This window comes from Candidatus Amoebophilus asiaticus 5a2, from assembly GCF_000020565.1.
GTDB lineage: Bacteria > Bacteroidota > Bacteroidia > Cytophagales > Amoebophilaceae > Amoebophilus > Amoebophilus asiaticus.
Window position 1 is genome coordinate 1,715,274 of the sequence record NC_010830.1, and the last position, 13,724, is coordinate 1,728,997.

Below are 13,724 nucleotides of genomic sequence, written 5' to 3' on the forward strand. Positions count from 1 at the left end.
CCTTAATCGTATTAAATTCTAACAGCTAGCCGTTTATCTTCTAGCAAGCTACTTTTATCTTGTTAAACTCTTTATGAATAGTATTAGGAGTTAATAAACTATAAAGTATACTGCTTTATTTAATATAAGCTACTTATGCACCTGCTTCTTTTCATTCAATTGGTTCATAATATCGACAAAATTATTTGCTGCTTCAAGTGCTCTGCCTTGTATATGCTTTTTATCATTTACACGATAAGATCTTCCAATAAGGAAACATATTTGTTCAGCAGCTTGAATGATTTCTTGCATATCTTTAAGTGCATACTCTGTAGTCTGAATTTCTTGATTCATCATCTGCAGCGCTTGTTCAGCTTTTACCAGTATAGCTTCAGCAGTTTTCTCACTCATACTGTCTAGTGTACGTATAGATTTATACATTTGTTGAATATGTTTACTAATTTCCTCTTCAGGATTATCAAATTCGTTGGAACTAATATGTGGTTGTAAATTAATTTGATTAACAAGTTCACCAAGTATTGCAACTTTAGAGGAAACCTCTTTAGTTTTTTCTTCAGGTTTAGAAAATAAATTCTCAATGTTTAGTATAACCTTGTTTCGTCTAACCTTATCATCAATAGATTTTAAAAAAGAAGTCTGCTCATCTCCAAAGTATTCACTAATCTCTACACTTACAATTCCTAGCCGCTCAGAATCTAGCTCTACTTCTTCTATAAGCTTTTTAATTGTATCTTTAAATTTTCCAGCTATTGCACTTACAACTTTTATAGCGTTGTTTTGAAATACTTCAAATTGTTGAGTAATATCTTGGCATTTGTACCTTACTTGAACAATTTGTTCCTTAATAGACTCTTTATCATTACTAATTAAATTGCTAATATTATTAAGTAATCCTTCACTAACTTGTTCTATTATCTTACTATTACCAATAGAAACAACATTTTTTAAGAATTGTGTAGCGTCTTCTGCTATTGCCTCATCAACTTTAATATCTCCCATAACGATTTGTTCAAACTTAGATTTTTGAACAGTAAACTTATGAAGATCATCCTTAACTTTTCCTAGAATTGCAGTAACGTCGTGTTCCAGTACTTTTTGAGACTCACTTGAAATATACTCATCCACATCAGTTTTAATCTTCTCGGCAACTTCTATAATTTTAGTTTCCACTTTATCTCTTTCCTCAGTTTGTATTTTAGGGTCAAGCCTACCTATTAAATTCGCAGCTTTTTCTTGAATACGCGTGGCTTTATGTTTATATACAGTAAGCTCCTGCGCTTTCTTACCCCATTCTGCATAGTTTACTCTAAGGCTATCATCATATTGCAATGATAAGTAGGTATTCTTGTCAATTTTATTAAACGCTACTCTTAAACTATTAACTTCTTGTTCAAGTCTCTTAAGCGTTTGCTCAAACAGTTGCTTATTAATCCACGTAAACTCTTTAATATATATATGTTCAGGGTCATTCTTATGGTATATTTTTAGCGTAAGGTTAGCTGTATATTGTTCTTGAGATAATTTACCTTCCATATTTAAAGTCATGACTTTATCCTTTTGTTTAAGTTTTGAAGAACCACTTTTCCCTAGTACCTTATCTAATGTAGTATTAATATTATCTTCGCTAACATTTCCTAACTTATAGCAAACTCCTTTACCATGAATGATTTCGATACGTATTTCGTCCATTGGTACAGCTCGGCCTACATTTTTGATAGGTATCTCAAGCTTTGCATTATCTTCCAACCTTGTGTTTTTTTGTTCTGTAACCTGTAAACTAACTCCCTCTGCCTTCCAAACTACTGACTGTTTAGCCAACTCTATATCACCACGTTTTACCGTAACAGTGACTTTGTCCTCATCAATACGATCTATAGCCTTATTTAATTTAAATCGAATGGGTGCGGTGGGGGTATTTTTAGCTACTTCGTCATCCCCAATTAACGTATCTAAGCGTCTTATAGGCCTATTGTTTGATGTAGCGTATTTACATATTTTATTTATTGCTTCTAAACTAGGACTACGAGGCAGTTTTTCATTTAATTCAATAAGGCTAAACTGAGTATCTTTATCACTACTTAGTTCTATTATAAACTCCTTGGGATTTACAGGCCCTACAGCATTAGAAAGTGTAAAGCTGGCTTCATTATTACCTACAAGTACAAGCGAATGTAAGTTTTTTATTTCTAATTGATCCTCTTGCCAATCTATATGAAGAGGCATTCCTTGCTGTGTCTTTTTATAATAAAGGAATAAGTCGAACTGAGCTTCTTTTGCTTCTTCTGGCTTTACATAAAGTGATATTGTATTTCCTATTTTACCTATATTAACACTCGTTAAGGTATCAAGCTTGTGTTTACTTACAGGAGATTTTGAAAGGAAGCTATTACTGTTACTTTTTATATCTATCCATACATGCTTGAGGTCTATATTGTCTGAATGCCTACCGGTTGGCGCTTCTATAGTGAAATTTAGCATACGATTAGATCCTGTTAATAAAATGTTGCCTGTTGCAGTATCTTTAGACACTAACTTCATTGCAACCTCTTTTGCTTCCAAAGTCTTTATTTCTGTTGCCTGATTAATGGGTTTACCATTATACAGTACTCCGAATTCAAAAGTTGCCTTGTCTGCCTTCTTAAAATCTACTAAAAGACGTCTTTCCTCTGTTGAAGTATTAGGAGCTATGGTTACTTCCTGAGTCACAACTTCTTTCTTTTCTTTTATTTCTTTTAATGTAACCTCTTTCCCCTCATTATCTTCACCTATATTGGTGTATTTTATCTTTACTTTTTCAGCTACATCATTACCATTATTTCTAATAGTATATATAATATACCCCTCAGTAGGATCATAATGCAGTTTATCTATTCTTAGGTCCACATTTAAAGGTGTAAAAGTATACAATTTCGGAGTAGTTTGCCCTCCCTCATAAACCAGCGTAAATTCAATATCTACACTTGAATTGGTACCAAAGTCTAATTCTTTTAGCTCTGTATGTATTCCTTTGGCTCCCACAGCTATGTCTCCTAGATCTTTTTTTTCAACTTTATCTTTTATAAGGGTCTTTCCTTGCAACTTGACGCCCTCGGTTTTTCCAACGTATTGTAGCTTTATTCCCTTAGCAGATACAGTACCATTATTTTCTATGTTGCATGTAAGTACACGTGAGTTTCCTTTCTTACGTTCTATACCTAAATTAAGCAACATACCTTGCTCCCAACTTACTGTAACAGGATTACCTTGTGCTTTTTCTTGGTAGTATAGTTGAATGGTAAAGCTAGCTTTAAGATCTTTTTTAGCGTTTATAGTTAAAGTTTTTTCTAATTCCTGATTACCTGCTATTGATGCCAACACTATTTCATATTTTCCCTCATCTGCAGTCGGTGCAGCGCCTTCTATTGTAGCTTGAGAACCCTCAGTTCTATTTATAACTAATTTAAGCTGGCCCGCGCTAATAGAATTAGCGTTAGGATTATATAATTTTAATTTGATATCTTTGTTATCACCTTGTATTTTATTGGGAGTCTCCTGTGTAAATCTAAGTTCCTTATAAGCATTCCAGCTTAAATCAGTACCGTCCACTAACTCACCTTGCTCACTGAACAACTCAAGCCTATATTTTAATTCTGTAGTTTCCATATCAGGCACTAGTTTCAAATCTACTTGAAAGGATGTCCTGTAATCATCTAAACTAGCGCTTTTTGTAAAATGAGTTAATGTTTCTATTATTTCCTTTGCTTTTTTAATTTCATTTTCAGCATCCGCATAATGTAAATGAGAAGCTATACCCCCTTCCTGCTTTTCAAGGCTAACCTTTAGTTTAAATTTTTCTAAATCAGCCATTTTATCAGGCTGTGCTAACTGAAAGGAAATTGTTGTTTTTGTAGCATCCCCCATGAGATTACGAGGATTTACTTCCATAGTCAAACCGCCACTTCCTCCCATTTCACCATTATCACATCGGCAAGAAACAGTGTTTAAGATAGGGAACAAGCTCAATAAATAGCTTAGAATAAGATAACCCTTTAAATTTTTTAATTTGGTTAACATAGAAATAAAACAGTTATTTGAGGAATTTTTAAATTCTTTTTATGGATAGGTAGCTTATTATAAAATAAGATATTTAAGGCAGAATAGCTACCGATAAACAAGGATTTTATACTGTAAGCAAAATAAAGTGTGTATAATTAGTCATCTCAACCTTTACTATATGCATCCCAAAGGCTAGAATGTAGATTAATTGCTATTAGGAGCTACCTTATCAGGGCTAACCCACAATAAAACAATAAAATAGAAAATTATTAAATTAGTATAAATTTGTTTTTTAGGAGAAAAAGTATAAATTATCCTAAATGTAGTAATATCCAAAACTGTAAGAATGAGATTACTAAAAGGCATACAACATTATCAATACAAGAGCTGCCAGTTTCGTTATACAGCCAGCCAAAATCTGGTGTCAAACCAATACAAACCAAGCGCTTAGCCTTACAATTGTATTTAGAAGGGCTAGGCTTTCGCGCTATTGGCAACCTACTTCAAATAAGCTATGGCACCGTCTATCAATGGATAGAAGCATCGGGAGAACAAGCAACTCTACCCACTCACTACCCAAGAGCCAGAAGAGGTATAGAGCTAGATGAGTTGCATACGTATGTAGGCTCAAAAAAGTACTGTTGAGTATGGATTGCTGTTGATAGACTTAGTAAACGGTTCCTCTCATATGTGTGTGGAAACCGATCAAACAAAACAGGATTAAGGTTATGGGAAAAGATAAAAACGCTAAGCCAAATTTATTGTAGCGATTATTGGAAGAGTTATGGTGAGTTTATTCCAAAGGATAAGCATATCCAAAGTAAGTCAGAGACATATACTGTAGAAGGATATAATAGTTTAATTATGCATTATTTAACAAAATTCAAGCACAAAGGGAAATGTTATAGCGAGCAGGTGCATATGATTGAAAAGTCACTTGATTTATTGATAGCTAAAATAAATAATCAGTTATCTATATTAATCTAACAATAACTCGATTGATTCGATTGGAAATTTGATGGTGTGTGATATGTTCATTCTTATTTAAGATAGGAAAAACAAAGTCCTCTTTTCCCCACTTGTCGCTCGCTTATATTTTTCTAATATCTCCAGTGCTGGTAACATCAGTTTGAACTGCATCATCTTACCCATCTTTAGACATGTATATACAACCCGGTCTTCCACAATTTGCTTCCATTTAAGACTTGCCATATCCCTGAAATTTATGCGTTGCTCGTAGTAGCTAAACAAAAAATAATCCCTGGCCACCTGAAGCTTATTATCCTCGAGGAACGGTAGGGTTACAATTTACTGTAGATCTTCTCGGCTCATGGCACGCTTCTGCATGAGGGCAGTAAATTTACCAAGCGAGTAATTATCAAAAGGATAATGCTTCTTTTCCAACTCTTTGCAGCAACTCAAATGTAAACTAATACTATATAAAGCAAACCTTAATAAAAGCAATTACCATACAAGTTTGAAAAAATTAAGGCGACTGATAAACCTCTTGTCGACTTAAAGCAATTTGAAACTATAGGAACAGAAATGTGGTAAAAGAATATAAAATCTCCATTTCTTGCTTACTTGGCAGCTATTACTAATTATATTCCTTGTTGATATACCTTAATAAATCTGAAGTTTATATATACAATTACTGTTAAGTTGAAAAGTGGAATATTATAGAAGTTTCACTTGGTTTTTTTATATGAGCTAGTCTTAGTTTTCAGTCTAGAGGAATTATTATCCCCAAACAAGTGAAAGCTCATCTAGGCTATCTAGCTTACTTATTATTTCCGAAACTTTGGACTGCAATTCCAATCCAGTATTTTCATCAAATTTATTTTCTACATAAAATTTATCGATCCATCCAAGAACTTTTATTGCATGTTGAATTTGTTGCTGAATGAGCTTAGTTTGTTCTTGCCTTTCTAATTCGGAAAGTTCTTGCTCAACTTTAGTAAGGATAGATGAAACGGCCATTGTGCTTGTATCATAAGCTTCTTTTACATTTCGTATGAGGGATTTGTAAATTTCTTGAATTTCATTTCTGAGATTATTAAGTTTATCAATAACCTCTGAGTCAATAGAAGCACCTGCATTAAAGCAATTTTTGGCCTCTGAACAGATGAATTCAGCAAGTCTACAAGCTGAAAAGGCCTTAGTATCATAGTCGGTAAAATTTAATTTAAATCCAGAAAAGAGATCTTTAATTTTATTTTCAATCTCGCGATCAATTGATTTAAAAAAGGAAGTATTTTTATTATCAAAATAATTATTAATTGCTTGGGAATAACTTTCAACATGCGCTTTATTTATATTTATTACTTCTTTAAATTCTTCGATGTTAATCCTATTTTTGCTAACAACAGTTAACAAAGCTTCCATGACAGAGTTTACAGCAGCTTTATTATTAGTAGTAATAAGTTTGCACTTAGTTTCAGCTTGATCGATTCGTTCTTTAATAACTTCACCATAAATAATATTAGTAGAATTCTCAATACGAGTTAACACTTCACTACTTTTTTTCAACTCACGCTCAATAAAAACAGTATTATTAACATATTGCATAACATCTCCAATCGTTTCCATAAGTCCAGAACTTCCTATAAAAAGCCTGTTAAGTTCATCAACTTTCAAAGCAGCTTCAGTAGCATTTTTCTCAGAATTCTTGAGAGAAGTAGAAATCTGTTGGTCTACCATTTCAAAAGCATCTAAATCACAACTATCAGCATCAACACCAATTTGCTCAGCAACTTGAATAATTTCAGTTTCAACTTGGATTTTCTCATTACGCTGAACCTCAGCATTGAGCTTATTTACTAAGTCTACAGCTCTTATCTGAATATCCTTAGCTTCTTCCTTGTCAGCAATAATTTTAGAAACCCTGTTGAACCAGTTATCATAGTCATTCTTTTTTAAGAATTCCTGCACATCCTTTTTATTTGTATTAAAATTGATTTGCAATTGTTTTATCTCTTTTTTAAGTACATCAAAGCTTTGGCTAAATTGATGCTTATTAATCCAGATCAAATCTTTGGTATACAAGCAATCATTTTTGTAAAAAACTTGTAATTTAAGTTGAGCGACATATTTATCTGTAGGCAATATTCCATCTAATTCTAAACTAAATGTGTGAGGCATTATTGTTGTCCATTCAGAGGAAATTCTTTCTCCTAGAATAGAAGATAAGCTTATGTTAATCTTATCCTCGCTAACATTACCTAACTTATATTTAATTCCTTTTTCATGAATAAGCCTAATTTGTATTTGGTCCGTTTTTATAGTACGTCCTTTATTTATTATTGTAATAGGAATAGCTGTAGTATCATCAAACCACCTATTTTCCACAAGATTTTCCATTCTAACTTCAAAACTAGCTTCCTCAGCTTTCCATTTTGCTTGCTCGCTAGCTAGTTCAGTTGTGCCACGTTTTACTGTAATGGTAACACGGTCTACATCAACACTATCAACAGCCTTAGCTAACCTGAACCGAATAGGATGTGTTGAAACATTAATAGCTACTTGGTCAGTTCCAATTAATTGGTCGAGGGTCATACTATTATTCCCAATAGTTTTATCAGCTTTTATTAATGTAAAACTATTATTAGCATCGCTAGTTAATTCTATAGTCAGCTTACTAGGATCGATAGCGGCTACATTATTGCAGAGTGTGAAGCTAGCTTCATTATTGCCTACAAATGAAGCCAAATTTTGTATTTTGATATTATCTTCTTGCCAATTTACACTTAGTGGCGTGGCTTGAGGTTTATTTTTGTAACTAAGTATTAGCTCGAATTCCGCTTCTTTTGCTCTAGCTTGATCTATATATAACGTTAGATCATCCCCAATTTTACCTAACTCAACACCCCCTAATTGACTGATATCTACTTTATCTCGAGCATTCTTTGTTATAAAACTACTGTTACCTATCTTATTCTTGATAGCTATAGCTACATACTTAGGGTCTATACCTATAACAGGCCTACTATCAGCTTCTAATTCTATCTTACATTTGAATACTTTCTCATCTCCTGTTAATGAAATATCATTTGTAACTAGACCTATAGGAACTAGCTTTAGGTTGACCTCTTTTGCCTTAATAGGTAAATCTTTTGTTCCATGGCTAATTGGCTTACCTTTGTAAAGTATCTCAAAGCGAAATAGTGCTTCATCTGCTTGTTTGAAATCGACCGAAAGACTTACCAAAGGTGACACTTTATCTATTCTCATACTTGCTGTAGTCGCTGTGGCCTTAGTAGCTAATGTAACTTCCCTTTCTTGATCATTTTTACTGATATTGGTGTAGCGTACCTGCACGTCTCCTGCCATATCCCTTCCTTGATTTTTTATCTGGTAAGTCACCATATTATTATGGTAAATTAACCCTTCTATACTTAATTGTATATCTAAAGCATAAAAAGTAAGCTTCTGAATTTGTTCCTTCCCAGCTTCATCGATCAGTTTAAATTCAAATTCAGCACTTTGGTTAGTACCAAAATCTATCTCTCCTAAGACCTGGTTTTCCCTTTTGGCACCTTTGCTTATATCTCCTATTACTATTTCCTTGAATTCCCCCTCACTAAGCGACATACCAGCTAACTGAACACCTGTCGTTTTACTCCTATATGCTAGTTTTACATTCTTTGCATCTTTTGTACCAACATTTTTTGTACTATAACTAAGTATACGTGGATCTCCCATATAGTCCACATCTAGCTTAAGTAACATACCTTGCTCCCAGCTTACAGTTATAGTATTATTGCTTCGTATTTTGCTTTGATGAATTAGTTGTATGCTAAAGGTAGCCTCAAAATCAGTTTTCGAGTCTATGAACAAATTTTTGGCTAGGTCTTGGGTACCTGCTATAGCTTCTCCTATTTCTAGTTCATAGGTAGTGGGGATAATTGTAGAATTAGCTCCTACTATTTCAGCCTCTGTACCCTGGATCCGCGTTATTTGTAATTTAAGCGTACCAGCTGCTATGGTCTCGTTATTAGGGTTATGGATGTTTAATTTAATTTCTTTATTTTCCCCTTCCATGTTTTCTTCACTCTTGCAACTAAGAGTAGGGAATAGCTTCTCAGGTTTATATTCTACAGGATAACTATCTATCAAACTTCCTTCCGCATCAAAAGCCTCAAATTGATATATTAATAGTGTAACCCCCTTACCAGGTTTTACCTTAAAGTCTATTTTTAAAGAAGAATTACTATCCTTTAAACTGTTTAATGAAGTAAAATGACTCAGTTGTTCGGTTAGTTCTTCTACCTTTCTTTTTTCTCCTTCAGCATTTTGATATTTTAGCTGACTGCCCGACCCTCCTTCTTGTTGGATTATTCGTACGTTTAGTTGAAATTTTCCTAAATTAGCTTGCTTGCGAGCTTCTGTTAGCTGAAAAGTGACTATGGTATTTGTGTTAGTTTCTGATAAACTGCGAGGCTCTACTTTAAAGGTAAGATCACCAATAGTATCTTCTTTATTACCACATTTGCAAGAGATAATATTACTAAGTAGAGCTAAGATAAATACTTGACTTAAAAGAAGATGCTTTTTAAAGTTTCTTGGCATAGGGATAAAATGTTTGAGTGACAGTTTTTAACACCCGCATATAAATAAAGTATGGTTCTAGAAAAATACTAGTATGTGAACTTAAAAATATATAAGGATATAGTATGCTATATTTTTGACTATTTATTTGTAATAGGTCTAGGGTAAACATAAGTACTTAAAAGAATATGATCATAACAAAGAAGGTAGATGCTAAAAGCTAACAATTTATCCCAGATAGTAAATAATGCAAAAATTAAAATGATATGTCAATAAGAAAATTTTTAGCTTTATTTGATATATTCTTTCTCAAACCATCCAAACATAAATTTTTTAGCCTTAGCATCTATCCTATCCACCTATTTCTAATACGTTAAAAATAGCTTTCATTTTCTTGAGATTTTTATAGAGATTGCTATTAAGTTATAGCTAGCTAGTGTGGGTAGATGGTATCGAAAACCACTTTTAATTTAGTTTAATGGTTCAGAAGATGTGTAACGGAGACAGCTTTATAGCTACCTCCATTACATTATGTTTTAAGTTTTACCACAACTAAAATCTTAATAATTCCTACACTTCTAATATTTCTGCTTCTTTATGAGTTAAGAGGTTATCAATATTATGAATATGCTTATCAGTCAAGTTTTGCAGTTTTTCTTCTGCTCTTTTGATAGTATCCTCAGAAGCACCATCTTTTTGTAGATGTTTGAATGTTTCCTTAATATCTTTTCTAATATTCCTTATAGAAATCTTACCTTTTTCTGCTTCGTTTTTTGCTTGTTTTACCAGATCTTTTCTACGTTCTTCGGTGAGTGGAGGAACAATAATCCTAACCACTTCTCCATCATTTTGTGGATTAAGTCCTAGCTTACTATTAACAATCGCCTTTTCAATTTCCTGAATACATTTTCTCTCCCATGGCTTAATAACTAGTGTTCTTGCATCTGGAGTAGTAATAGCTGCTACTTGGTTAAGTGGGGTCATAGCATTATAATATAAAATACTAATACCATCTAGCATATCTGGCATAGCCCTTCCAGCACGAATTTTACTAAATTCTATTTGCGTATGCGTACAAGCTTTTTGCATCAGCTGATCGGATTTATCTAACTGCTTTTGAATTTCATCCATAATAGTTGCCTTTAATAATAGAGTTATATTTTTAGACCTGTTTATATGTTAGCTAATATAGTCATTTTTTAATCTTGATAAAAAAATAATTCTACTAGCTAAAAAGTCTATGTCCTCTTAAAAAAGATTGGATATCCATCAACTTTTTCCCGGCAGGTTGGAGCTGTTCTACTGAAATGGCGCCATCCTGTGTACCAATACATAAATAGTTTTTGTTATCAGAACAGAACTCACCCGGAGAGCAGGTAGGGATAGGTAGTGGATGTGCCAACAATATTTTGGTATGTATATTATTTAAAATAGTCCATGCACCTGGATAAGGAGACAAGCCTCTTATAAAATTAAATACTTTAGCAGTGGATTGGTGCCAATTTATTTGACAATCTTCTGTATAAATTTTAGGAGCCTTATGTAGTACAACATTTGACTGTGGAACAGCTTTGCAATTATTAGATGCTATGGCTTGTACTGTTTCTAACAATAGATTAGCACCTTTATATTTAAGACGCTCTGACAAGGTACCTGCTGTATCCATTTCATAAATAGGCTCTTTGTCTTGTAATAGAATATTACCAGTATCAATGGCTTCTTCTATAAAAAAGGTAGTAAGGCCAGTTGTTAACTCACCCTGCATAATAGCCCAGTTAATAGGTGCTGCGCCTCTATATTGAGGTAATAAGGAAGCATGTAGATTAATAGTCCCTAAAGATGGTTTATTCCATACTAACTTAGGCAACATCCTAAAAGCTACCACTACATATAAATTAGCCTCATAACTATCTAAAATTTCAAGAAAACTAGGACTCTGTAAATTGGTAGGCTGCAAAACAGGTATACCATACTGTTCAGCAGCTACTTTAATAGGTGGGGGAAGTATTTTATGGCCTCTCCCTTGCGGCTTATCTGGTGCAGTTACTACTGCTACTATAGGATATCCATATGCTACCAAGGCATCCAAGCTAGGCACAGCAAATTCTGGTGTGCCCATAAATATAATTCGTACGTCAGACATATAGTCCATACTTATCGTTAAAAGTTCGGTATGTTTAAATTTATATTAGCTTGGGGCAAGGTATCTAATAAATATCCATCTTCGCACTTAAGCACTCTACTATGCTGCTTGTCCAGAAAATCATAATTATGCGTAGCCATTAGCACTGCTGTACCTGCTTTGTTAATCTCTAAAAACAAATTTAAAATCTCATTAGCTACTTCTGGGTCTAAGTTGCCAGTAGGCTCATCAGCCAGTAATACCACAGGGTCATTGAGTAAAGCACGTGCAACAGCTGTACGCTGTTGTTCACCTCCTGATAGTTGGTAGGGCATCTTTTTTCCAGCCCAGTCTAACCCAACTTTCATCAACACCTCTGCTACTCTATTTTTTATATCTGTCTTTTGCTTCCATCCTGTAGCTTTTAATACAAAAGCTAAGTTTTCTTCTACTGTTCTATCGGTCAACAATTGAAAATCTTGGAATATAATACCTAGTTTTCTTCGCAAGAAGGGAAGCTGAGCTGGAATAATTGTGTGTAGGCTAAATTCAGCAACCTGTACTTTACCAAATCTACAAGGCAGCTCTCCATATAAGGTTTTTAGCAAAGAAGACTTTCCACTACCTGTTTTACCAATCAAAAATATAAATTCACCTCTATGGATATTAAAATTGATATTTTTTAAAACAAGCTTATCCCCTTGATAAATATTAAGGCCCTTTATATGTATAATTGGATACAATTTAGTAATGTATTAGTTCGCCGTACACATAAGCAGGCGAATGGTTTTTTTATTTAATTGAGTAAATAGAGTACCTGCTGCTCTTAAGAACCTTTTATGAGTGCTAATTTAAGCTATACTTTATAATTCATACAAACTTTCAGGTCGAATATATATACTTATTTTTCAAGCTTAAAATAACAAATGCATACTAGAATGTGTACTAATACAAAACTAACCTGCTAAAAATTCTAGCTAGGAATTTGCTCTTTAGCTACAGCGTGTAACTGAGCCTTGGCTTGCTTCCAATAAGCTACCATCTCCTCTATTGAGAGAGTGCTTAATTCCTTGTTATCTTCCTTTAATTGGCGTTCTACACATTGGAAACGTCTTATAAACTTTAAGTTAGCTTTTTCTAATGCCCTATCTGGATCTACATTAATAAAACATGCATAAGTAATAAGTGAAGAAAGTACATCGCCTAATTCATCTTCTATTTGTGTGTTAACAGAATCTACCTCATTGCTATTCCTTACTTCATCCTCTAACTCTTGTATTTCTTCTTTAACCTTTCCCCATGCTTCTTCCCTGGTTTTCCAAACAAACCCAGCCGAGGAAGCTTTATCTTGTATACACATGGCTTTACTTAAGCTTGGTAATGAATTAGGAATACCTTGTAAGATAGAATTACGTCCTTTCTCTGCTAGTTTTACCTTTTGCCAGTTTTTATTTACATCAAGTGTATTCACTGCTGTTTGATGAGGTTGGTAGATATGTGGATGGCGATGTATAAGCTTGTCGCAAAGTGCATTAATGCATTCGCTTGTAGTAAAAGAGTTATCTTCAGTAGCAATTCGAGTATAAAGAAGTATATGCAGTAATAAATCTCCCAGCTCTTCCTTAATATTTATCATATTTTCTGATAATATTGCTTCAGAAAGTTCAAAAGTCTCTTCAATAGTCATAGGCCGTAGACTACTCATGGTCTGCTGCTGATCCCAAGGGCACTTGGTTCTTAAGTCATCTATAATTTTTAACAATCTACTAAAAGCCTGTAAAGACTCATTTAAATTTTCTTCTATAGCCATAAATTATAGTTTTTAAAATCAAACTTCGAAATTAGTAAAATAACAGATAAGCTCTTTCTTGTATAGATTTGAGGATAAATAACCTTTTGAATAATATAATTACTAAGAAATTTAACTTTTAATTTAATATAATACTAATTCTAGGTAGCATAAAATTGAAAAATTTGTGCATAAATATATATGTAAGCTTAGCAAGAATAGAATGGAATT

At 33.4% G+C, this 13,724-nt stretch carries 7 protein-coding genes and 1 pseudogene; 1 reads left to right on the forward strand and 7 read right to left on the reverse strand.

The window, feature by feature from the left end; genetic code table 11:
* Nucleotides 1-129: 129 nt before the first annotated feature.
* Nucleotides 130-4,053 (reverse strand): COG1361 family protein, encoded by a 3,924-nt coding sequence (locus AASI_RS06885; RefSeq protein ID WP_012473397.1) that lies wholly within the window; start codon nucleotides 4,051-4,053, stop codon nucleotides 130-132.
* A gap of 288 nt (nucleotides 4,054-4,341) precedes the next feature.
* On the opposite strand from AASI_RS06885, the pseudogene AASI_RS08435 reads away from it, so the two are divergent.
* Nucleotides 4,342-5,022, forward strand: a pseudogene (locus AASI_RS08435) (IS1 family transposase).
* 57 nt (nucleotides 5,023-5,079) lie between these two features.
* Here AASI_RS08435 and AASI_RS08895 read toward each other — a convergent pair.
* From AASI_RS08895 to mazG, 6 genes are all read right to left on the reverse strand, one after another.
* Nucleotides 5,080-5,247: a site-specific integrase gene (locus tag AASI_RS08895; protein WP_187146263.1), complete on the reverse strand. Its 168-nt coding sequence runs from the start codon at nucleotides 5,245-5,247 to the stop codon at nucleotides 5,080-5,082.
* A gap of 528 nt (nucleotides 5,248-5,775) precedes the next feature.
* Nucleotides 5,776-9,603 carry a hypothetical protein gene (locus AASI_RS06900; RefSeq protein WP_012473399.1) on the reverse strand — a complete coding sequence of 1,276 codons (3,828 nt, stop codon included), beginning with the start codon at nucleotides 9,601-9,603 and terminating at the stop codon, nucleotides 5,776-5,778.
* Nucleotides 9,604-10,152: 549 nt separating this feature from the next.
* On the reverse strand, nucleotides 10,153-10,713 hold the full coding sequence (gene frr, locus AASI_RS06905; protein WP_012473400.1) for a ribosome recycling factor: 561 nt from the start codon (nucleotides 10,711-10,713) through the stop codon (nucleotides 10,153-10,155).
* 94 nt (nucleotides 10,714-10,807) lie between these two features.
* Entirely contained in the window at nucleotides 10,808-11,734 is a 927-nt protein-coding gene (gene fmt / locus AASI_RS06910; RefSeq protein ID WP_238541589.1) for a methionyl-tRNA formyltransferase, read from the reverse strand.
* A gap of 8 nt (nucleotides 11,735-11,742) precedes the next feature.
* Nucleotides 11,743-12,447, reverse strand: coding sequence for a cell division ATP-binding protein FtsE (locus tag AASI_RS06915; RefSeq protein WP_012473402.1), 705 nt, complete (start codon nucleotides 12,445-12,447; stop codon nucleotides 11,743-11,745).
* 230 nt (nucleotides 12,448-12,677) lie between these two features.
* Nucleotides 12,678-13,514, reverse strand: a complete 837-nt coding sequence (gene mazG, locus AASI_RS06920) for a nucleoside triphosphate pyrophosphohydrolase (protein ID WP_012473403.1) — start codon at nucleotides 13,512-13,514, stop codon at nucleotides 12,678-12,680.
* Nucleotides 13,515-13,724 lie beyond the last annotated feature (210 nt).

Coding starts and splice junctions, on each gene's coding strand:
- AASI_RS06885 (WP_012473397.1), bottom strand. CDS start 4,053: ATGTTAACCAAATTAAAAAATTTAAAGGGTTATCTTATTCTAAGCTAT.
- AASI_RS08895 (WP_187146263.1), bottom strand. CDS start 5,247: ATGGCAAGTCTTAAATGGAAGCAAATTGTGGAAGACCGGGTTGTATAT.
- AASI_RS06900 (WP_012473399.1), bottom strand. CDS start 9,603: ATGCCAAGAAACTTTAAAAAGCATCTTCTTTTAAGTCAAGTATTTATC.
- frr (WP_012473400.1), bottom strand. CDS start 10,713: ATGGATGAAATTCAAAAGCAGTTAGATAAATCCGATCAGCTGATGCAA.
- fmt (WP_238541589.1), bottom strand. CDS start 11,734: ATGGACTATATGTCTGACGTACGAATTATATTTATGGGCACACCAGAA.
- mazG (WP_012473403.1), bottom strand. CDS start 13,514: ATGGCTATAGAAGAAAATTTAAATGAGTCTTTACAGGCTTTTAGTAGA.